This is a genomic window from Pseudonocardia humida, assembly GCF_023898865.1.
GTDB lineage: Bacteria > Actinomycetota > Actinomycetes > Mycobacteriales > Pseudonocardiaceae > Pseudonocardia > Pseudonocardia humida.
On the sequence record NZ_JAGSOV010000034.1, the window covers coordinates 161691 to 182862 of the forward strand.

At 75.3% G+C, this 21172-nt stretch carries 19 protein-coding genes and 2 pseudogenes; 12 read left to right on the plus strand and 9 right to left on the minus strand.

The genetic code is table 11. The features are described from left to right. The first annotated feature begins 2 nt into the window (after positions 1–2). The 4 genes from KDL28_RS15355 (at position 3) to KDL28_RS15370 (ending at position 4189) form a co-directional block, all read left to right on the plus strand. Entirely contained in the window at positions 3–584 is a 582-nt protein-coding gene (locus tag KDL28_RS15355; RefSeq protein ID WP_252439086.1) for a dihydrofolate reductase family protein, read from the plus strand. Between the two features lie 114 nt (positions 585–698). Then, entirely contained in the window at positions 699–1631 is a 933-nt protein-coding gene (locus KDL28_RS15360; protein ID WP_252439088.1) for a hypothetical protein, read from the plus strand. Between the two features lie 80 nt (positions 1632–1711). Then, the gene (locus KDL28_RS15365; RefSeq protein ID WP_252439090.1) at positions 1712–2566 is read left to right on the plus strand and encodes a TIGR03619 family F420-dependent LLM class oxidoreductase; all 855 of its coding nucleotides are present in this window, start codon (positions 1712–1714) and stop codon (positions 2564–2566) included. A 27-nt stretch (positions 2567–2593) separates the two neighbouring features. Further along, positions 2594–4189 carry an AMP-binding protein gene (locus tag KDL28_RS15370; RefSeq protein ID WP_252439092.1) on the plus strand — a complete coding sequence of 532 codons (1596 nt, stop codon included), beginning with the start codon at positions 2594–2596 and terminating at the stop codon, positions 4187–4189. Between the two features lie 19 nt (positions 4190–4208). Here the strand turns inward: KDL28_RS15370 and KDL28_RS15375 are convergent, their stop codons facing one another. After that, the gene (locus tag KDL28_RS15375) at positions 4209–5393 is read right to left on the minus strand and encodes a TetR/AcrR family transcriptional regulator (protein WP_252439094.1); all 1185 of its coding nucleotides are present in this window, start codon (positions 5391–5393) and stop codon (positions 4209–4211) included. Between the two features lie 173 nt (positions 5394–5566). Between KDL28_RS15375 and KDL28_RS15380 the strand changes: the two genes are divergently transcribed. Both KDL28_RS15380 and KDL28_RS15385 read left to right on the plus strand, forming a co-directional pair. Further along, positions 5567–7114, plus strand: a complete 1548-nt coding sequence (locus KDL28_RS15380) for an acyl-CoA synthetase (protein WP_252439096.1) — start codon at positions 5567–5569, stop codon at positions 7112–7114. An 11-nt stretch (positions 7115–7125) separates the two neighbouring features. Further along, positions 7126–8658: a class I adenylate-forming enzyme family protein gene (locus KDL28_RS15385; protein ID WP_252439098.1), complete on the plus strand. Its 1533-nt coding sequence runs from the start codon at positions 7126–7128 to the stop codon at positions 8656–8658. On the opposite strand, the gene KDL28_RS15390 is transcribed toward KDL28_RS15385, so the two are convergent. The 5 genes from KDL28_RS15390 to KDL28_RS15410 are packed head-to-tail and all read right to left on the minus strand — an operon-like array spanning position 8648 to position 12347. Further along, a complete protein-coding gene (locus tag KDL28_RS15390; RefSeq protein ID WP_252439100.1) occupies positions 8648–9451 on the minus strand; it encodes an enoyl-CoA hydratase-related protein in 804 nt (267 codons plus the stop codon). The genes KDL28_RS15385 and KDL28_RS15390 overlap by 11 nt on opposite strands. Beyond that, complete coding sequence (locus KDL28_RS15395) at positions 9444–10277, minus strand: SDR family NAD(P)-dependent oxidoreductase (RefSeq protein ID WP_252439102.1); 834 nt, start codon at positions 10275–10277, stop codon at positions 9444–9446. Before KDL28_RS15395 ends, KDL28_RS15390 begins: the two co-directional genes overlap by 8 nt. Beyond that, a complete protein-coding gene (locus tag KDL28_RS15400; RefSeq protein WP_252439104.1) occupies positions 10274–10696 on the minus strand; it encodes a MaoC/PaaZ C-terminal domain-containing protein in 423 nt (140 codons plus the stop codon). Before KDL28_RS15400 ends, KDL28_RS15395 begins: the two co-directional genes overlap by 4 nt. After that, positions 10693–11160, minus strand: coding sequence for a MaoC family dehydratase N-terminal domain-containing protein (locus KDL28_RS15405; protein ID WP_252439106.1), 468 nt, complete (start codon positions 11158–11160; stop codon positions 10693–10695). The genes KDL28_RS15400 and KDL28_RS15405 overlap by 4 nt, the downstream gene beginning before the upstream one ends. Further along, the gene (locus tag KDL28_RS15410) at positions 11157–12347 is read right to left on the minus strand and encodes a lipid-transfer protein (protein WP_252439108.1); all 1191 of its coding nucleotides are present in this window, start codon (positions 12345–12347) and stop codon (positions 11157–11159) included. Before KDL28_RS15410 ends, KDL28_RS15405 begins: the two co-directional genes overlap by 4 nt. A 195-nt stretch (positions 12348–12542) precedes the next feature. Between KDL28_RS15410 and KDL28_RS15415 the strand changes: the two genes are divergently transcribed. After that, on the plus strand, positions 12543–13340 hold the full coding sequence (locus tag KDL28_RS15415; RefSeq protein WP_252439110.1) for an alpha/beta fold hydrolase: 798 nt from the start codon (positions 12543–12545) through the stop codon (positions 13338–13340). Here the strand turns inward: KDL28_RS15415 and KDL28_RS15420 are convergent, their stop codons facing one another. Next, a complete protein-coding gene (locus KDL28_RS15420) occupies positions 13341–14270 on the minus strand; it encodes a dihydrodipicolinate synthase family protein (RefSeq protein ID WP_252439112.1) in 930 nt (309 codons plus the stop codon). A 154-nt stretch (positions 14271–14424) separates the two neighbouring features. Further along, a complete protein-coding gene (locus tag KDL28_RS15425) occupies positions 14425–15654 on the minus strand; it encodes an FAD-dependent monooxygenase (protein WP_252439114.1) in 1230 nt (409 codons plus the stop codon). A gap of 275 nt (positions 15655–15929) precedes the next feature. Between KDL28_RS15425 and KDL28_RS15430 the strand changes: the two genes are divergently transcribed. Further along, the gene (locus KDL28_RS15430; protein ID WP_252439116.1) at positions 15930–16535 is read left to right on the plus strand and encodes a response regulator transcription factor; all 606 of its coding nucleotides are present in this window, start codon (positions 15930–15932) and stop codon (positions 16533–16535) included. Positions 16536–16643: 108 nt separating this feature from the next. Further along, entirely contained in the window at positions 16644–17039 is a 396-nt protein-coding gene (locus KDL28_RS15435; protein ID WP_252439118.1) for a response regulator, read from the plus strand. Here the strand turns inward: KDL28_RS15435 and KDL28_RS15440 are convergent. After that, entirely contained in the window at positions 16926–18941 is a 2016-nt protein-coding gene (locus KDL28_RS15440) for a sensor histidine kinase (RefSeq protein WP_252439120.1), read from the minus strand. The two genes, KDL28_RS15435 and KDL28_RS15440, sit on opposite strands and share 114 nt — an antisense overlap. 190 nt (positions 18942–19131) lie before the next feature. On the opposite strand from KDL28_RS15440, the gene KDL28_RS15445 reads away from it, so the two are divergent. The 3 genes and pseudogenes from KDL28_RS15445 to KDL28_RS42115 all read left to right on the plus strand — a co-directional run. Then, positions 19132–20610, plus strand: a complete 1479-nt coding sequence (locus KDL28_RS15445; protein WP_252439122.1) for a DJ-1/PfpI family protein — start codon at positions 19132–19134, stop codon at positions 20608–20610. 44 nt (positions 20611–20654) lie between these two features. Further along, positions 20655–20942, plus strand: a pseudogene (locus KDL28_RS42110) (multicopper oxidase domain-containing protein); the annotation flags it as partial. Positions 20943–21057: 115 nt separating this feature from the next. Continuing rightward, positions 21058–21123, plus strand: a pseudogene (locus KDL28_RS42115) (hypothetical protein); the annotation flags it as partial. Between the last annotated feature and the right edge of the window lie 49 nt (positions 21124–21172).

Sequence of the window (21172 nt, forward strand, 5' to 3'; positions counted from 1 at the left end):
CGGTGGCGATCCGGCTCTACATGACCATGTCCCTGGACGGCTACGTCGCGGGTCCCCGCGACGGCGTGGACGCACCCATGGGCGTCGACGGGTTCCGCCTGTTCGACTGGCTCGACCGGCGCGACGCCCCGGGACCGAGCGGCCAGGTCTACGCCGAGGCCATGGCCACCCGCGCACTCATCTCGGGCCGCCGCACCTACGAGCACGCGGACCGGTGGCAGGGCGATCACCACGACGGCGTACCCGTCCTCGTCCTCACCCACGACGTCCCGGCCGACCCGCCGCCGGGCAGCGTCCGGTTCGTCACCGACGCCCGGGACGCCGCCGCGCGGGCCCGCGCCGCGGCCGGGGACGCCGACGTCATGGTGCACGGGGCCGGAGCCGCGCAGGCGCTGCTGCGGGTGCGGGAGCTCGACGAGCTCGAGCTGCACGTCGTTCCGGTGCTGCTCGGGCAGGGACGGCGCCTGTTCGACGACCCCGCCGCCGAACCCGTCGAGCTCGACCTGGCCCGCCGCCTGATCACCGACGATGTGGAGCCCGCGCAGCGCGTCATGCACCTGCGGTACCGCATCCGGCGGTCATAGGTCCGGGCCGGCAGGAGACCCGCAGCCCGGTCCTCGCGCGCTCCCCCGCGTGAGGGAGGTGGATCGCCTCAGGGCGGGAGTCCTGCGGTGCGGCGCGGCGGCACGCTCGAGGCCATGAGTGCGACCGCGATGACCACTCCGCCCTCCCCGCAGCCGACCTCGCAGCCGCGCACGCCGGTCCTGCACCGGGCCATCGGGTGGGCGGCCGCCGCCGGGGTGCTGCCCTACCTGACCCTCAAGGCGCTCTGGCTCGCTCGGACCGACGTCGGCGTGGCCGATCCGGCGATGCTCACCGATCCCACCATGATCGCGGGCAACGCGACCACGGCCGTGCTGGACGTCCTGGTGGTCGTCCTGGCGCTGGCGTTGACCCACGGCTGGGGATACCGGCTGCCCGCCTGGCTCCTGCTGCTGCCGGCCTGGGTCGGTACGGGGCTGCTCGTCCCGATCGCGCTGGTGAACCTGCCGGCCACGCTGGTGTCGGCCGGTGTCGGGGTCGGACTGGGCGATGGCTCGCTGGCGCCGTGGGTGGGACCGCTGGTCTACGGCGGATTCGCCTGGCAGGGAGCCTTCCTGGTCGCCGCGTTCGGGCTGCACGCACGGACCCGCTGGTCCGGGGTGCTGAGCGCGCCGCGGGCGGGGGTGAGGGCCCATCCACTGCTGCCCCTCCTCGCGGCCGGCGGCGCCGGCACGGCGGTCCTGGCGGCGGGCCTGCACCTCGCCACCGCCTCGACGGCCGACGACGTGGCCACCACCCTGGTGCACGCGCCCGCCGCGGCGTTCGCGGTGCTCGGCGCGGCCGGAGTCCTCGCCCTGCTCAGCGGCCCACCGGCCGCCCGGGCGGCCGCGGCCGTCGCGGCGTGGACCGGCAGCGCGGTCACCTTCTCCTGGGGGCTCTACCACATGGCCCTGGTCGTCGGCGTCGACGCCTACCGCGGCGGGTCCGGTCTCCCGGGCGCCGCCCACCTCACCGGACTGCTCGCCGGCTTCGCCCTCGCCGTCGCGGGCCTGCTCGCCCTGCTCGACCAGCCGCGGCGCGATCGATGACCGCCGCTCCCACCACGCCCGCATCAGGGGCGCGGCACGGAGCGGTGTGGGTGGCAGGCTCCCGTTGCGATACTCCCGACGTGACGCGGCCGATGAAGTACGCCCTGTACGCCCTGCACCGGGGCGAGAACGCGCAGCCCCGCAGGCTGGCCGACACCGCTCGCCGGGTCGAGGGACTCGGGTTCGAGTCGCTGTGGGTGGGCGACCACATCGCGCTGCCCGACGACGCGCCGGACAGCGCCACCGAACCGCGGCTGGAAGCGCTCACCACCCTCACCTACCTCGCCGCCGTCACCGACCGGATCCGGCTCGGGGTGGGGGTGCTGGTGCTGCCCCAGCGCCAGCCGGTGCTGCTGGCCAAGCAGCTCACCTCGCTGGACGTGCTGTCGGGCGGGCGGCTGGACGTCGGGATCGGCGTGGGGCACGTCGAGGCCGAGCTCGCGGCGTTCGGGGTCGGCATGGCCGACCGGGCCGCGATGACCGACGAGCACATCGACGTCCTGCTGAAGCTCTGGCGCCACGACCGCGACCACGACGGCCGGTTCGTCACGCTGCACGGGGTGGTGCAGCACCCCGGCCCGGTCCAGCGGCCCCGCCCGCCGCTCGTGGTCGGTGGGCACGCCGCGGCGGCGATCGAGCGGGCGGCCGCGGTCGGGGACGGCTGGTTCGGCTGGGAGCTCACCCCGGACCAGGCCGGCGAGACCATCGCCCGGCTGGACCGGGCGCGCCGGCGGTTGCGGGGGGCCGACGCCACCCGGTTGCAGATCACGATCACCCCGCCCGACCCGATCGTCACCCCCGACGACGTGCGGCGCTACGCCGAGGCGGGCGTGGACCGGCTGGTCCTGGTCCCGGGCTCGATGACGGTCCGGGGCACCGACGCGGTCATCGACCACGCCGCCACCCACCTGCTCGACGCCGCCGGCCGGGGATGAGCCCGGCCCTGTGCCACGATCACGACCATGACCGACGCGACGGCGCGGGCCGTGGAACTGCGGGAGCATTACGGTCGGCCAGACCTCGGGCTGGCCGCGGAGCTGTGCGACCGGCACCCGGCCGGGGACGTGGCCGCCACGCTGGTGGCCGGGGACCTGTCGGCCGTCGAGCTCACCTACGGCGAGCTGCGCGAACGCTCCGAGCGGCTGGCCGCCGGGTTGGCCGGGCTGGGCGTCGGGCCGGGCTCGCGGGTGGCGACGCTGCTGCCCAAGACGGCCGACCTGCTCGTCACCGTGCTGGCAGTGCTGCGGCTCGGCGCGGTCTACGTGCCGCTGTTCACCGCGTTCGCCCCGCAGGCGATCGCGTTGCGGCTCACCGCCTCCGGCACGACCGTGGTGATCACGGACGGCACCCAGCGGCCGAAGCTCGACCCGGGCGAGGACATCCCGGCCGACGCGCCGTGGACCGTCGTCGCGGTCGGCTCGGACGAGTGGGCGCGGCTCGCCGGGTCCTCCCCCACCGGCGCCCCCGCCGCCGTCGGCGGGCCCGACGCGCCGATGGTGCAGCTCTACACGTCGGGCACCACGGGCAAGCCGAAGGGCGTGATCGTCCCGGCGAAGGCGTTGGCCTCGATGGTGGCCTACCAGGAGCTGGCCCTCGACGTCACCGCCGACGACGTGCTCTGGAACGCCGCGGACCCCGGCTGGGCCTACGGGCTCTACTACGCCCTGCTCGCGCCGCTGGCGTCCGGGCGCCGCACGCTGCTGCTCGACGCCGGCTTCTCCGCGCGGTCGATGTGGGACGTGCTCGACCGGTTCGGCGTCACCGCCTTCGCCGCCGCGCCCACCGTCTACCGCGGGCTGCGGGCCTCGGGGATCGCCCCGCCGCGGACGCTGCGGCTGCGCACCTGCTCCAGCGCGGGCGAGCCGCTCAACCCGGACCTCGTGACGTGGGGCCGCGAGGTCCTCGGCGTGGAAGTGCGCGACCACTACGGGCAGACCGAGCTCGGCATGGTCGCCGCCAACGCCTGGCACCCCGACCTCCGGACCGCTGTGCGGCCGGGCTCGATGGGCCGCGCGCTGCCGGGCTTCCGGGTCGCCGTGCTCGCCGACGACGCCGACGAGGAGGTCGGGCCGGACACCCCCGGCCGCGTCGCCCTCGACGTGCCGGCGAGCCCGCTGCTCTGGTTCGAGGGCTACGCGGGTGGCGTCCGCGGCGACCGGTTCAGCGCGGACGGCCGCTGGTACCTCACCGGCGACGCGGGACGCGCCGACGCCGACGGCTACCTGTACTTCTCCGCCCGCGACGACGACGTGATCATCATGGCGGGCTACCGGATCGGCCCGTTCGACATCGAGTCCGTGCTGTCGACGCACCCGGCGGTCGCGGAGGTCGCCGTCGTCGGGATGCCCGACGAGCTGCGCGGCGAGGTGGTCGAGGCGTTCGTGGTGCTGCGCGAGGGCGCCGAGGCGGGCCCGGACCTCCCCGACGAGCTGGCGCAGCTGGTGCGGACCCGATACGCCGCGCACGCCTACCCGCGCCGGGTGCACCTCGTCGACGCCCTGCCCAAGACGCCCAGCGGCAAGGTGCAGCGGTTCCTGCTGCGGCAGCGGGAGCGGTAGGCCGCAGGCGCCGAGCGGCTCAGGGCGCGGCGGGCACCGCCCGCAGCACGGCCCGGGCCAGCAGCGCCGTCTCCTGCGCCAACTCCGGGCGGTGCTGCAGGTGGTGGACCCGGGTCACGTCGTTGACCACGGACAACGCGGCGTGCACGAGCGCCCGGGCGGCGACGGCGTCGAGCTCGGGCCGGGAGCGCACCAGCAGGGCCACCCACTCCGCGACGTAGTCGAGCTGGGTGCGGCGGAACGCGTCGCGCCGGCTGTCGGGCAGGTTGGTGACCTCCGACAGCAGGATGCCGATGATGTGCGGGTTGGCCAGGGTGAACGCGGTGTAGTCCGCCACCAGCAGGTCCAGCGCCCCGGTGGCGTCCGCGGCCCGGGCCAGCGCGTGGTGCAGTCCCATCCAGAGGCTCTCGTTGCCGCGCTGCAGGGCCGCGACGAGGATGTCGGTCTTGCTCTCGAAGTGGTTGTAGACGCTCGGTCCGGCGATCCCGGCGGCCGCGCCGATGTCGCTCAGCCCGACCGAGGGGTAGCCGCGTTCCCCGAACAGCCGGATGGCCACCGCCAGCAGGGCTTCGCGGCGGGTCGCCGGGAGGAGCACCGGCCGGTCCGGGCCGGGCCGGGGGGCGGCGGCCGTCGTCGGCGGTAGCGCCGCGGTGGTGACCGCCTGCGCGGCCCCGCGCAGCAGGGCCACGAACCGGGCGCGGTCCAGGTCGAGGTGGTGGTGGGTGGGGCTGTCGACCACCGAGAGCGCGGCCCACGCCCGCAGCTCGGCGGAGCCGCCCGGGCCCGCTTCGGCGGCGATGGCCTCGGCGACCCGGGCGGCCAGGGCGCGCAGCCGGTGCCGGATGGCCCGGTGCTCCGGCTCGGGCAGGTGCCGCGCCTCGCGCTCCCACAGGGCGCCGAACTCCCGGTTGTCCAGCGCGTGCTCCGGCAGGTCCGCCACCCCGGCGGCCACCCCGTTCTCGATGGCCGTGAGCTGCGCGTCGAGCACCGCGAGGAGCAGCTCCTGCTTGCTGCGGAAGTGGCGGTAGAGCGCGCTGGGGCCGATCCCGACGGCGGCGGCGATGTCGGCCATGCCGACCCGGTGGTAGCCCAGCGTCCAGAACCGGACGGCGGCGGCCGCGATGATCTGCTGCTTGCGGTCGCGCGGGCGCCGGGGGCGCGCCACGACCTCCGGCGCCGGGCCGGGTGCTGCCGTCGCAGCCATGGACGCACCTCCTGCGGGTCGACCTGATGCTAGCCCGGCCCGGCCGATCCCCGAGGTGAATCAGCGATCATCGTATATCCCGAGGATGTCGTCTGTGAAGTGGGGATGGTCCGAATATGTGAACCCTGATAAGTTCGGACATCGTGGCAGTGCTGCCTTGAGGAGGTCATCGGATGTACCTGACCCAGTCCCTGCACCGGGCGGCCCAGCAGACCCCGGACGCCGCGGCGACGATCTTCGGTGATCGGGTGCGCACCTGGTCCGAGTGCCTGGACCGGGTCGCTCGACTGGCCGCGGCGTTGCGCTCGCTCGGGGTCGGCCCGGGCGACCGGGTGGCGATCCTGGCCCTGAACTCCGACCGCTACCACGAGTACCTGTTCGCCGTACCCTGGGCCGACGGGGTGCTGACCCCGGCCAACATCCGGTGGAGCCCGGCGGAGATCGCGTTCTCGCTGCAGGACGCCGGTGCCCGCGTGCTGCTGGTCGACGACGCGTTCGCGCCCGCGCTGCCGGCGATCCGGGCGGCGGCCCCGGTGCTCGACACCGTGGTCTTCTGCGGGGACGGCGCCGTTCCGGAGGGCGCCCTGGCCTACGAGGACCTGCTCGCCGCGCACGACCCGGTGCCCGACGCGCGCCGCGGCGGCGACGCGCCCGCCGGGATCTGGTACACCGGCGGCACCACCGGCACCCCCAAGGGGGTCGTGCTCAGCCACACCAACCTGCTGATGTCCGCGCTGGGCTCGGCGGCCAGCGGGGAGTTCATGACCCCGGGCGGGCGGCTGCTGCACGCCGCCCCGATGTTCCACCTGGCCGACGGCGCGGCCTGGGTGGCCCGCAACGCCGTCGGCGGCACGCACGTCATCGTGGCGATGTTCACCCCACGCGGCGTGGCCGAGGCCATCGCCACCCACGGGGTCACCGACGTGCTGCTGGTCCCCACGATGATCCAGATGCTGGTCGACGCCCCGGACGCCGCCGAGTTCGACCTGACCGGCCTGCGCCACCTGATCTACGGGGCCTCGCCGATCTCCGACGCGGTGCTGGAGCGGGCGGCCAAGCGGCTGCCGACCACCGAGTTCACCCAGGCCTACGGGATGACCGAGCTGTCCCCGGTCGCCACCCTGCTGCTGCCCGCCGACCACCGGGTCGACCGGCTGCGCCGCGCCGCCGGGCGGGCCGCCCCGCACGCCGAGGTCCGCATCGTCGACGCCGAGGACACCGAGGTCCCGCGGGGCACCGTCGGCGAGATCGTGTCCCGTGGCGGGCACGTCATGCTCGGCTACTGGAACCGGCCGGCGGAGACCGCCCAGGCCGTCCGCGACGGCTGGATGCACACCGGCGACGGCGGCTACATGGACGACGAGGGCTACGTCTTCGTCGTCGACCGGATCAAGGACATGATCGTCTCGGGCGGGGAGAACGTGTACTCGGCCGAGGTGGAGAACGCGCTGGCCAAGCACCCGGCCGTGGCGTCCTGCGCGGTGATCGGCGTCCCCGACCCGGAGTGGGGCGAGCGCGTGCACGCGGTCGTCGTGCTCGCCCCGGGCGCCGAGGCCACCCCCGAGGAGCTCCGCGAGCACACCAAGACCCTGATCGCCGGCTACAAGGCGCCGCGCAGCGCGGAGTTCGTCGACGCGCTGCCGCTCTCCGGCGCCGGCAAGATCCTCAAGCGCGAGCTGCGCGCGAAGTACTGGTCCGACGCCGACCGCGGCGTCTCCTGAGAGGCGGCGCCATGCCCACGATCCCCGACACCCTGCGCACCACGGCGGCCCGGTGCCCGCAGCGGGAGGCGCTGGTCTTCGGCGAGCGCAGGCGCAGCTACCGCGAGCTGCACGAGGAGGTCGAGCGGTCCGCGGCCGCGCTGGCCGCCGGCGGCGTCCGGCCCGGCGACCGCGTGCTGCTCATGTCCACCAACAGCGACGCGTTCGTCATCGCCGCCTACGCGGTGCTGCGCACCGGGGCGATCCTGGTGCCGGCGAACCCGAACAACGCCCCGCCCGAGCTGGCGCACCTGATCACCGACTCGGGGGCGACGGCCCTGCTGCACGCCCCGGCGCTGACCGCCGTGGTGCGGGCGGGCGTCGAGCTGGCCGGCTCTGAGTCGACCGGTACGGCGCCGACCGTGCTCACCCTGCCCGAGCTGGCCGAGCTGGCCACCGCCGACCACCCACCGGTCACCCACGTGTGCGCGGAGGACGACGACGCGCTGCTGCTCTACACCTCCGGCACCACCGGAGCCGCCAAGGGCGCGTTGTTCGACCACCACCGGGCGGTGTGGGTCGGGGTGAACATGGCCGGGGTGGCCGGTTACCGCGACGGCGACCGGACGCTGCACGTCGCCCCGCTCTACCACGCCGCGCAGCTGTCGCTGATCCTGTTCGCCGGCACCCCGCTGGGGATGACCCACGTCGTCGTGCCCGGCTTCGACCCGGCCGCGGTCGCCGACGTGATGGCCGCCGAGCGCATCACGGTCTTCTTCGGCGTGCCGACGATGTACCAGTTCCTGCTGCGGCTGCCCGACCTCGCCTCCCGGGACCTGTCCGCCTGGCGGGTGGGCATGTTCGGGGCCGCGCCGATGCCGGCCGACGCGGTCCGCGCGCTGGTCGCGGCGCTGCCCGAGGTCGAGCTGTACCAGCTGTGCGGGCAGACCGAGGCCGGGCCGGGCGGGATCTTCGCCGGTCCCGCGGAGGTCGCCGCCCGTCCCGACGCCAGCGGTCGGTACGCCATCCCGAACACCGAGGCCCGGGTCGTCGACACGGACGGCCGCGACGTCGAGCCCGGCACGGTCGGCGAGCTGGTGCTGCGCGGCGAGACCGTGATGAAGGGCTACTGGAACCGGCCAGAGGCCACCGCCGAGACGATCCGCGACGGCTGGCTGCACACCGGCGACCTGGCCCTGCTCGACGCCGACGGCTACATCACCCTGGTCGACCGACTCAAGGACATGATCATCACCGGGGCCCGCAACGTCTACTCGGTGGAGGTCGAGGGCGCGCTGGCCGGGCATCCCGACGTGCTCGACGTCGCCGTGATCGGCATCCCGCACCCGGACTACGGCGAGAGCATCCTGGCCGTGGTGGTCCCGGTGGAGGGCCGCGAGCCGACCCTGGAGTCGCTGCGGGCCTGGGCGAAGGAGCGCATCGCCGGCTACAAGGCGCCGCACGCGATGGTGGTGCACCCGATCCCGCGCAACCCGTCGGGGAAGATCCAGAAGCACCTGCTGCGCGCCGAGCTGGCGAAGGTCGCCGAGCCCGTCACCGGGTGAGCGGGGCGAACCGCGGCGCGCGGCGCTGCAGGAACGCCCCGATGCCCTCGGCGCAGTCCGGCCCGCCGATCAGCTCCGCGATCGCCGCGCTCTCCGCGTCGGAGGCGGCGGCCGGGTCGGCGGGGGTCGCGGCCAGCAGCGCCCGGGTCACCGCCACCGCCCGGGGCGAGGTGCGCTCGGCGAGCTCGTGGGCGTAGCGCTGCGCGGCGCCCAGCACGTCCGCGGCCGGGAGCACCCGGGTCACCAGGCCGGCCGCCAGTGCCTCGGCCGCGTCGACGGTCCGGCCCGACAGCAGCCAGTCCGTCGCGCGCCCGGCCCCCACCAGCCGGGGCAGGTAGTGGGTGGACGCGCCTTCCGGGCACACCCCGAGGCGGGTGAACGGGAACGCGAAGCGCGCGGTGTCGGCGGCGAACCGGACGTCGGCGGCCAGGGTGATCGTCGCACCGCCGCCGACGGCGTCGCCGTTGACCGCCACGACCACCGGGGTCGCCATGGCCGCGATCAGCAGGGTGACCCGGCCGGCCGGCTCCCGGTAGCCGGGCCGGTCGGCGCCGTCGGCGACCAGCAACCGGCGCAGCGAGTCGGGCCCCTCGCTCAGGTCGGCGCCCACCGAGAACGACCGCCCGGCCCCGGTGAGCACGACCGCGCGGACGGCCGGGTCGGCGTCGCAGGCGCACAGGGCCTCGACGAGGGCGTCGGCGAAGCCGCCGGACAGCGCGTTGCGCTGCCCGCGGTCGAGGGTCAGCGTGGCGACCGGCCCGTCGTCGGTCCGGCCCACCGTGCCGTCAGCCACCGAACCCGCCGCCGCACACCAGCACCTGCCCGCTGACGTAGTCGCTCTCCGGGATGCACAGCAGGTACACCGCGCCGGCGGCCTCGGCCGGGGTGCCGGCCCGGCCCAGTGGGATGCCGGTCTCCAGCTGCGCGAGCAGGTCGGGGTTCACCCCGACCCGGATCCGCCGGCCCCCGACGTCGATGCTGGCGTCGCCGCCGGCCGCGGCCTCGGTGAGCCGGGTGCGGATCAGCCCGAACGCCACGCAGTTCACCGTGACGTCGTAGCGGCCCCACTCCTTGGCCAGGGTCCTGGTCAGCCCGGTGACCCCGGCCTTGGCCGAGCTGTAGTTGGCCTGCCCGGCGTTGCCGGTGGTGCCGGCGATCGAGGAGATGTTCACGACCTTGCGGGTCACCCGGGGCCCGCCGGCGGCCCGCTCGACCCTGACCGCGGCACTGATCACCGGCTGGGCGGCGCGCAGGATCCGGAACGGGGCCTTGAGGTGGACGTCGAGGATGTCGTCCCACTGCTCGTCGGACATCTTCTGCAGCACGCCGTCCCAGGTGTAGCCGGCGTTGTTGACCACGATGTGCAGCCCGCCGAAGGTGTCCACGGCGGTGCCGACGAACCGCTCGGCGAACCCGTCCGCGGTCACGCTGCCCGGGCAGGTCGTGGCCCTGCCGCCGGCCGCGGTGATGTCGGCGGCGGTCCGCTCGGCGACGTCGGGGTCCAGGTCGTTGACCACGACGGCGGCGCCGGCCGCGGCCAGCTTGAGCGCGATCTCGCGGCCGATGCCGCGACCGGAGCCGGAGACCAGGGCGACCCGGTCGGCGAGCGGGCTGGTCACGATTCCTCCAGGGCGATGGTGGCGGTCCCGGTCAGGGTGGTGGTGCCGTCGGCGAGGACGACCGCGAGTTCGACCTCGGCCCGGCGCTCGCCGTCGACCTCGGTGATCGCGGCGACCCGGCCGGTGCAGGTCGGCTGCCCGTGCACCGGGGTGACGGCGACGAACCGGGTGGCCAACGAGCGGATGCGGCGCTGGTCGACCCACCCGGTCAGCAGCCGGCCGAGGTAGGCCATGGACAGCATCCCGTGGGCGAACACGTCGTCCAGGCCGGCGGAGCGGGCCACGTCGAGGTCGAGGTGGATGGGGTTCAGGTCGCCGGACGCGGGACCGAACAGCGCCAGCGTGGTGCGACTGATCGGCGGCAGCGCCAGCGGCGGCAGCTCGGTGCCGACGGTGACGCCGTGCAGCGCGGTGCTCAAGACGAGATCCCCCGGACGACGAGGGTCTCGCGCAGGTCGGCGACGGGGTCGCCGTCGGTGCGGCGCACCGCGGTCTCGCGGACGAGGAACTGCAGCGCCCCGCCCTTGCGGCTGAACACGTCGGCGATGCGCGGGGCGAGGGTCAGCGTGTCGCCGGCGTGCGCGAGGGCGTGGTAGGTGAAGGCCTGGTCGCCGTGCAGCACCGCGCGCAGGTCGACGCCCAGCTCGGCGATCCAACCGAAGTCCTGCTCGGGCCCACGGCCCAGGCCGACGCCGAACAGGAACGTCGGCGGCACCGGCAGGTCGGGGTGGCCGGCCGTGCGGGCGGCGTCGAGGTCGGTGTAGACGGCGTCGGTCTCGCCGATGGCCAGCGCGAACGACCGCAGCCGCCCGCGCTCGACCTCGACCTCCCGCTCCGGGAGCACCCGCCCGACCACCGACGGGTCGATCGCGGCCGGGCTCACGCCGCCACCCGCTCGTACAGCGTGACGACGCAGGCCCCGCCCAGGCCCAGGTTGTGCTGCAGGGCCAGCGACACCCCGTCGACCTGGCGGGGACCGGCGGTGCCGCGCAGCTGCCACACCAGCTCGGCGCACTGCGCGAGCCCGGTGGCGCCCAGCGGGTGGCCCTTGGACAGCAGCCCGCCCGAGGGGTTGGTGACCACCCGTCCGCCGTAGGTGTTGTCGCCGTCGAGCACGAACTTCTCCGCCGAGCCCTCCGGGGTCAGCCCGAGCGCCTCGTAGGTGATCAGCTCGTTGGTGGCGAAGCAGTCGTGCAGCTCGACGACCCCGATGTCCTCGGGCCCGACCCCGGCCGCCTCGTAGACCTGCCCGGCGGCGGCCACCGCCATGTCGTAGCCGACGACGCGGCGCATGTCGGCGGCGTCGAACGTGCTGGCCGTGTCGGTGGTCATCGCCTGCGCCCGGACCACCACCGAGGCGTCCAGCCCGTGCCGGCGGGCGAAGTCGGCGCTGCACACCACGGCGGCGGCCGCGCCGCAGGTGGGCGGGCAGCACATCAGCCGGGTGAGCGGGCCGTGCACGGCCGGGGAGGCGAGCACCTCCTCCTCGGTGACCTGCTCGCGGAAAACCGCGTAGGGGTTGTGCGCGGCGTGCCGGCGGGCCTTGACCGCGATCTTCGCGAACGTCGATCGATCGGTGCCGAACCGCTCCATGTGCTCCCGGCCCGCGCCGCCGAAGAACTGCGCGGCGAACGGTGCGGTGTCGTCGGGCTCCTGCAGGGCGTCGCGGGCCGCCTCGAACCGGGCGAAGGGCGAGGTGCGGTCGGTGAACCCGACGCCGAGCGCGCCGTTGACCATCTGCTCGAACCCGACCGCCAGCACGCACTCGGCGGCTCCGCTCGCGACGGCCTGCCGGGCCAGGAACAGCGCCGAGGACCCGGTCGAGCAGTTGTTGTTCACGTTGACGACGGGGATCCCGGTGAGCCCGACGCCGTAGAGGGCGTTCTGGCCGGACGTGGAGTCGCCGTAGACGTAGCCGACGTAGGCCTGTTCGACCAGCGCGTAGTCCAGGCCGGCGTCGACGAGGGCCGCCCGGGTCGCCTGCTCCCCCATCCGCTCGTACCCGACCGCCTCCCGCGGCTTGGTGAAGGGCACCATCCCGACCCCGGCGACGTGCACTGCTCGGCTCATGGGCATTCCTCCCGTCGGTGCGCAGACCCGTCATCGGACCCACCGTCTGAGCTAACCACGATTCACTTATCGACTCCAGTGCCGGAGCCGGGCCGCCGACGGCGAGCCCGCGACCCCCGGAGACCCCGACCACACCTCCCCTCGCACCCCCGATCTGTGCGTGCGGGACCGCGGACCGGCTCGTAGCGTCGCGGGATGACCGAGGAACGCGTCCGGATCTACGGCATGGACGTCCACGTCTCCGTGCGTCCCGCACCCGACGCGGCCACCCCCCTGCTGCTGCTGATGGGCATCGGCGGCAACACCGAGATGTGGCACCCGCTGCGCGACCTGCTCGGCGCCGACCGGACCACCGTCGCGTTCGACATCCCCGGGACGGGGCGCTCGGCCACCCCGCCCGTGCCGCTGCCGCTGCCGCTGCTCGGCAGGATCGCGACCCGGGTGCTCGACCACGCCGGCATCGACCGGGCCGACGTGCTCGGCGTGTCCTGGGGCGGGCTCCTCGCCCAGCAGGTCGCCCTCGCCCACCGCAAGCGGGTCCGCCGCGTGGTGCTGGCCAGCACGCACTTCGGGATGGCGAGCGTGCCCGCCACCCCGACTGCCCTGCGGACGCTGCTGTCCACCCGCCGCTACCGCGACGTGGACGCCTTCGCCGAGGCACTGGCCCACTTCGGCGGCGGACCGGGCCGCGACGTCGAAGGCATGCGCGGGCACATCGCGGCCCGCCTCGCCCATCCGCCGACCCGGCGCGGCTACTGGTACCAGATGCTGTCGATCTCGACGTGGTCGAGCCTGCCGCTGCTGCCGCTCCTGCGGCGACCGACCCTGCTCCTGGCCGGTGACGACGACCCCGCCGTCCCGGCGATCAACGCCCGGATCATGGCGAAGCTGCTCCCCGACGCCGAGCTCGTCGTCGTGCCCGGCGGCGGCCACCTCATGCTGTTCGACCGCGCGCGGGAGATCGCCCCGGTGATCAGGCGCTTCCTGGCCTGATCAGGCCCAGCGCAGGGCGAGCGCGTCGCGGCTCCTGGCCAGGTCCAGCAGCTCCTCCCGGGTGCGCGGGCCGATCTCGGGGAACGGGGCCCGCGTCCGGGCCGAGCCGATGACCCCGCCCTCGGCGAGCAGGATCTTGGCCGCGGCCAGGCCGCACTGGCGGTTCTCGTAGTGGATCAGCGGCAGGACCCGCTCCCACGCCTCGACGGCGCCGGCGCGGTCGCCCGCGTGGTAGCGGGCGACGACAGCGGCCAGTGCCTCGGGGACGGTCGCCGAGGACATGGTGGCCAGCACACCGGCGTCGAGGTCGGGGACCAGCGTCACGGCCTCCTCGCCGTCGTAGAGCCCCGGCAGGTCGTCCCCGGCCGCGGCGCGCAGGGCGCGGACCTTCGCGGCCGTGCGCGGCACCTCGATCTTGGCGTGCCGGACCTGCGGGACCTCCCGGGCGAGCCGGGCGATGAGCGGCACCGGCAGCGGGGTCGGGCTCATCGGCGCGTCCTGCAGCATGATCTCGATGTCGAGCCCGTCGGCGACCCTGCGGAAGTAGTCGAGCACTCCGTCCTCGGGCACGACCATCGTGGCCCCGAAGAACGGGGCCATCACCATGACCATCGCGGCCCCGCGCTGCAGCGCGTCCCGGTTGCGCTCGCGCGTGATGCGCGCGCTGTAGGAGCTGGTCGTGACGATCACCGGGACGCGCCCGGCCACCTGGTCCAGCGTGGCCTCGAGGACCTGCAGGCGCTCGGCGTCGGTGAGCGAGAACTGCTCGGAGAAGTTGGCCAGCACGCAGATCGCCGCGGACCCGGCGTCGACCAGGAACTCCGCGACCCGGCGCTGCCCGTGCAGGTCGAGCGACTCGTCGTCGCGGAACACCGTGGGCGCTACCGGCAGCACCCCGCGCAGCCCCTCCCGGGGGACCGCGGCGCTCACCGGGCCTCCCCCCGACCCTCGACCGGCTCGTGGCTGCGGAGCTGCGGAGTCCTCGCGGCGGGCGTCACGCTTGCACACCGTACGAGCAGCACCCCCCGGGGACCGAGCCCGTTCGGCGATCGCGCCCCGGGGGCGCTCGGCCTGGTCACCAGGGCTACCCGTGAGCGGCTGTCGTGAGGTGGCTCGGGAGGTCGATCGTGTGCGCCGGCGGGGAGAGGAACCGGCCCATCATCCCGGTCAGCGGCGGGGTCGCGGTGGCGCGCAGAGCGGCGTGCAGGACACGGATGCCCCAACGGGTGCGGGGCAGGCCGGTGTACGGGGTGCCGGGCGGCAGCTCCTGGGCCCGGTCGACGTAGGGCCGCATCCGCTCCTCGTAGGCGGCGAAGGCCGCGGCGGGGTCCGGACAGCGGGCGAGCTCGCCGGCCAGCACGGCGGCTCCGACGACGGCCAGGGTGGTGCCCATCCCGCTGATCGGGGACGGGCAGTACCCGGCGTCGCCGAGCAGCACCACGCGCCCCCGCGACCAGGCCGGCATCCGCACCTGACCGACGTCCTCGGCGTAGAACTCCGACGCCGCCGCCAGCGCGTCGAGCACCCGCGGAGCGGCCCCGCCGACGTCGATGAACCGGCCGGTCAGCAGCGCCTTCTGCGCGTCGGGGTCCCGCCCGCGCAGGCACGGCGGGGCGAGGAAGGACAACGCGGCCCGGGTGGTGCCCACGGGGTCCGGGCGCAGGATGACCGAGCGACCACCGGGATCGTGCTGCCAGGTCGCCCACGACCCGTCGCCGCGTCGGCGCGGGACGGTCAGGTAGGCCAGGGACACGCCCACGGGACGGAACCAGGCCCGGCCCTGCTCGTCGTGCTCCCCGAACACCAGCCGCCGGGTCGCCGAGCCGATCCCGTCGGCCGCGACCACCACGTCGACCTCGTAGGACCCGCCGCCGGCGAGCCGGACGCGCACCGGGCCGGAGCCGCGGTCGTCGATCGCGGCGATGTGGTCGTCGAACACCCACTCGACACCGGGACCGGCGGCGTCGCGGATCAGGGTGGCGAGCTGCCCGCGCAGGACCTCCAACTCCGCGGTCGGGCCCTCGCCGCCGAACCCGGCGAAGACCTCCCTGCCCACCCGGGCCCGGGTCCGACCGGTCCAGTCGGTGAAAGCGATGCCCTGCTCCCCCGTGCCGGCGGCGCGCACAGCGTCCTCCAGGCCCATCCGGCGGACCACCTCGCGCCCGGCGCCGCGCAGGTCGACGCCGTGGCCCTCGGCCCGCAGGCCGGGTGCGCGCTCGACCACGACCGGCTCGAGGCCGTGGCGCCGCGCCCAGTAGGCGAACACGAGGCCGGCGATCCCGGCCCCGGACACCAGCACACTCCGCACCGCCACCGCTGCTCCTCCCGAGCCGCGCCGCCATCTCCACCGCGCCTACCCAAACACGGCAGGGCGTGCCGGTCGTCATCCGTGCGACGTGCTCAGATGCACGACGGGTGAGGTACGGGCGGGAACGCATCGGGGCACCGCGGGCGGATGTCGGGCTGACAAGCGCGTCATCGACGTGACGGGCGTCCCTCCCGCGGCCCCGCGGAGCCCGACGACGCATGTCGCTCGACAGCGACCAGGCAGCCGTTATCGTCGTGCGGGCCGGGCTCCGGGAGGTGCGAGTGATCCGGGTTCTGATCGCCGAGGACGTGCGCATCCTGCGCGACACGCTGGTCGCGGTCCTGCAGCTGGAGCCCGACCTCGACGTGGTGGCCGCGGCCGCCCGCGGCGACGAGATCGTGCCCGCCGCCCTGGAGCACCGCCCGGACGTCGCGGTCCTCGACATCGACCTGCCCGGCGGCGACGGCATCAGCGCCGCCGCCGAGCTGCACCACCGGTTGCCCCAGTGCCGCACGCTGATGCTGACCGGGCTGGGCAAGCCGGGCACCCTGCGGCGCGCCCTGTCGGCGAAGGTGGGCGGTTTCCTGGTCAAGGACGCCCCGGCCGACCAGTTGATCGACGCGGTGCGCCGGGTCGCGGCCGGGGAGCGGGTGGTCGACCCGCAGCTGGCGCTGGCGGCCCTGGAGCTGGCCGACAACCCGCTGTCACCGCGGGAGGCGGAGATCCTGACCCGGCACGCGGCCGGTGAGCCGGCCGCCGAGATCGCCGCGCAGCTGCACCTCTCCTACGGCACCGTGCGCAACTACCTGGCGTCGGCGGTGACGAAGCTGGGAGCGCGCAACCGCGTCGACGCGGCCCGCATCGCCGCGGACGCCGGCTGGCTCTAGCCCGGGACGGCGACGTGCAGAATGCACCCGCCACCGGTGCGATCCCCACCTCGACCCGGTGCCCGGCCGCACTGGTGGCGGCGCCACCGCCGGCCCGACACTCCCACCATGCGCATCCGGGTCCTGGTCGCCGAGGACATCGCCGTCCTGCGCGAGACCCTGGTCGCCCTCCTGGAGCTGGAGGACGACCTGGAGGTCGTCGCCGCGGTGGCCCGCGGCGACCGGGTCGTGCCCGCGGCGCTCGCGCACCACCCCGACGTCGCGCTGCTGGACATCGACCTGCCCGGCACCGACGGGCTCACCGCCGCCGCCGACCTGCGCGGACGGCTGCCGACCTGCCGTGTCCTGCTCCTCACCGGACTGGCGACCCCGGGCAGCCGCAGCCGGGCGCTAGCCGTCGGCGCGTCCGGGTTCCTGGTCAAGGCCGGGGCCGCCGACGACCTCGTCGACGCCGTCCGCCGCGCCGCCCGCGGCGAGCGGCTGTTCGCCGGCCTGCCCCGCTGACCCCGCCAGCGGCAGCCGCACCGTCAGCTCGAAGCCCCCGGCCTCGGCGCGCGTGGACAGGCTGCCGCCGAGGGCCGCGGCACGGGCGGAGAGGTTCGCCAGCCCGTGCCCGCCGGGCCGCTGCGGCTGGTCGCGGGGTTCGCCGCGGCCGTCGTTGGTCACCCGGAGGTGGGCGACGGTCGCGTCGACCGTCAGCTCGATCCCGCACCGACGCGCCCTGGCGTGCCGCAGGACGTTGGTGACCGACTCGCGCAGCACGGTGGCCAGCACCGAGTCGACCTCCTCCGGCAGCGGCTCGTCCGCCCGGTCGGCGCGGACGTCGGCCGCCACGCCGGCGGAGGCGAGCACCTCGGCGGCGGCGTCGAGCTCGGTGCGCAACGACAGGCGGTGCACGTCGTCGGTGACGGCCAGGACGTCGGCGCCGGCCTGCTCGCCCAGCCGCACCAGCGCATCGATCTCCGCGCGCGCCCGGTCGTCGGCCCGGTCGATCAGCCGCCCGGCCAGGTCGCTCTTGAGCGCGACCGCCGACAGGCCCATCCCGAGCAGGTCGTGGGTGTCCCGGGCCACCCGCAGGCGCTCGCGGACGACGGCCATCCTGGCGAGCTCGCGGCGCGTGTCGTCGAGCTCCACGGCCAGCCCCGCCAGCCGGGACAGCCCGTACACCACCAATCCGGTGGTCACGGTCACCACCAGCGAGTAGACGATGTCGGCGGTGTCCAAGCCCGGCAGGACGAGGGTGTGCACCGCGATCGCCAGCTGGATGCCGGCGAACGCCGCCCAGCCCCACCCGGCCGGGAGCAGCAGCAGCGCCGAACCCGCGACGAACCCGCCCAGGCCGTGGATGGTCGCGTGGAGCACGGGGAAGTAGCCCAGGACGAGCAGCAGCACCTGAGCGGCCAGGGTCCAGGGCCAGCCACGCGGGCGGGCGTGCTCCCGCCACGCCGTGGAGTGGTACAGCTGCAGCGCCACCAGCGCGACGACGCCGACCACCGACGCCACTGCGACCAGCGCGTCCATGTGGTGGTCGGCGAGAGCGGTCGCCAGCAGCTGCGCGGACAGGGCGACCAGGGCCAGGGTCAGGACCAGCCTCGCCAGCCGCGGCGCGACGGTCGGTGCCGCTGCGCCCTCCTGCGCCGCGGTCACCGCGGGCCAGGGCGCCCGCCGGTCGTCGGCCACCACCGCCCGGACCTGGTCGAGCGCCTGGCGGGCGCAGCCGGCCGCCTCGGCGAGCCGGGCACGGGCCTCCTCCGGCGCGCTGGTCAGCAGCGCCGAAGCCGCCCGGGCGCAGGCCACGGCGGCGTCGAGCCGGTCGCCCACCGCGGCGCGCAGGCGGTCGGCGGCCCGCAGCCGCTCCCCGGCGACCGTCAGCGTCGCCAGCTCGGTACGGGCCGCGCGCAGCTCGTCGACCAGTCCGGACAGCCGGATCAACCCGAACAGCGCCGCGGCGGCGTACAGCGGCACGACGAAGATCAGCACCGCTTCGGGCAGCCCCTCGATCCGGGGGAGGCCGACGACGGCGAACCGCAGCACCCCCTCGGTCGCCAGCGCGGCGCCGAACAGCAGCCACGAGGTCGGCGCCGACACCGTCAGCAGCAGCAGACCGCCGAGGAACCCGGGCGGGCCGGCGACCCAGTCGGCGCCGAAGAAGGCGAAGGGCAGGTAGGTCAGCAGCCCCTGCACGGCCAGCAGCGGGTTGCGGTGGCGCGCCCACGACGGGCGGCCGCGGGGCACCGCGTAGAGCATCGGCAGCACGAACGTCGCCGCCGCCAGCACCCCCGCGGCCGGCCCCGCCCAGTAGGCCGCTATCCCGACGACCGCGGGCAGCGCCGTGCCGAGGAAGACCACGGCGAACACCCACACGTGCCGGGACTCCGCGGTGCCGGGTCGCTCGTCGGTCTGCATCGGCCCCCTCACCCACACCCCAAGGACCAGCACCGTAGGTCACCGACACGTCCGTGCAGGGGCGGTGTGCACTCTGCACCCCGGACGCCCGCGAACCCCACGCGGAGCTCGTGCTCCCGACACTGGTCGCGTTTGCGCAGGTCAGACGACACTCAGCGAGTCCGTTCAGCCGCGTTGTCCGGAGGTCATCATGCAGAACCCGCCGCAGCTCGCCCGGGTGGAACCACCCCCGGGCACCGCGCCCCCGGTCGACGGGCACCGCAGCCGGCGCGACGAGTACGCCGCCGGGCACTACGGGGTGCGGTGGGCGCTGGACGGGCGCCGGGTCGTCCGGGGACTCGTCCGTGGCCTGGTCGTCCTGCTGGCGTTCCTCGCCGTCCCGGCCGCGGTGTACACCGCGGGCTCCACCGCCTACGAGCAGAGCCGGTACGCCCCACCCGACGCGCCGGGTGGGGCGGCGGACGCCGGCGCCCCGGTGCCGGCGCACGACCCGGCCAGGCCCACCGCCGTGGTCGTCGTCGGCAACGGCGGGGCCAACGTGGCCGACGCGCTCGTCCCGTACGACGTCCTGGCCGGCACCGGAGCGTTCAACGTCTACACAGTCGCGCCGGAGCGCCGGGCGCTGCCGCTGCTGGGCGGGCTCGACCTGGTCCCCCACCTCAGCTTCGCGCAGCTGCGCGAGCGGCTGGGCGGGGCGGCGCCGGAGGTCACCGTCGTACCGGAGATGCCGGTGTCCGGCAGCGACGCGGAGGTGACCGGGTGGCTGCGCGACACCGCCGGTGGCGGGCTGGTGCTGGGCGTGTGCACCGGCGCCCGGCTGCTCGCCGACGCCGGGCTGCTCGACGGGCGCCCGGCGACCACGCACTGGTACCGGATGGACGGGCTGCAGCAGCGCCACCCCCAGGTGGACTGGCAGCGCGGGGTCCGCTACGTCGACGACGGTGACGTGATCACCACCGGCGGGCTGCTGTCCTCGGTGGACGGGACGCTGCGGGTGATCGAGCGGCTGCTGGGCACCGACGCCGCGGCGAAGGCCGCGGACGCCGTCGGCTGGCCGGGCTACTCCCCCGGGACCGCCGCGGCCCTGCCCGGGTCGCGCGTCGCGCCCTCCGAGGGCATCCTGCACCTGCTCAACATCGGTTTCCGGGCTAACGGCACCACCGTGGGGGTCGTGCTGTCCGACGGTGTCGGCGAGCTCGAGCTGGCCTCGGCGTTCGCCCCGTACGGCGAGGTCAAGTCGGCCAGGACCCTCGCGCTCGCGGCCGGCGGCGACAGCATCCGCTCCCGCCACGGCCTGACGTTCGTCCCGCGGGCGGACCTGGACGCCGCCGGTCGCACCGACCGGTTGCTCGTCCCCGGCCTCGCCGCCCGGCCCGACCCGGACGTCGCGGCGGCCGCGCGGCGCGCCGGCGTCCCCGTCGTCCAGCTGCACCAGCAGCCGGGCTTCGCGTTCGAGGCGGCACTGCGGGACATGGCCGCCACCACGGACGTGGCCACCACGCGCTGGGCCGCCAAGATCCTCGAGTACTCCCAGGCCGACCTGCGGCCGGCCGGGCCCGCCTGGCCGTGGGCGCCCGCCCTGCAGGTGCTCTTCCTGGGCCTGGTCGGCGTCGCCGCCGCGCTCGCGGTGGAGCAGGTGGTGCGCCGGGTGCGCGCCGGCCGGTCCTGAACGACGCCCCGCGCCAGAGACGGAGGAGGAGGACCACCGTGCGGATGCTGGGCGACAACCGCAAGATCCCCGGCCCCACGCTCCAGGTCGCCCAGGGCTCGGAGATCGTCGTCGACGTCCGCAACCACGGGGACCTGAGCACGACCGTGCGCTGGCACGGGCTGCGCCTGGACAACCGCTACGACGGCGTGCCGCACGAGACCCAGGACCCGATCCCGGTCGGCGGCAGGTTCGCCTACCGGCTCCGGTTCCCCGACCCCGGCCGGTACTGGTACCACCCGCACGTCCGCGAGGACTACGCCCAGGAGCTGGGCCTGTACGGCAACATCCTGGTCGTGCCCGCCGAGCGGGACTACTGGCCACCGGTCGACCGGGAGCTGGTCCTGACCCTGGACGACCTGCTGCTGCGACGGGGCGGTGGAGCCGAACCTGGTCTGGAAGGACACGGTGCTGGTCCGCACCGGTCAGACCGTCGACATCCTGCTCGACGTCACCAACCCGGGGGTGTGGATGGCGCACTGCCACATCGCCGAGCACATGCAGAGCGGCATGATGTTCAGCT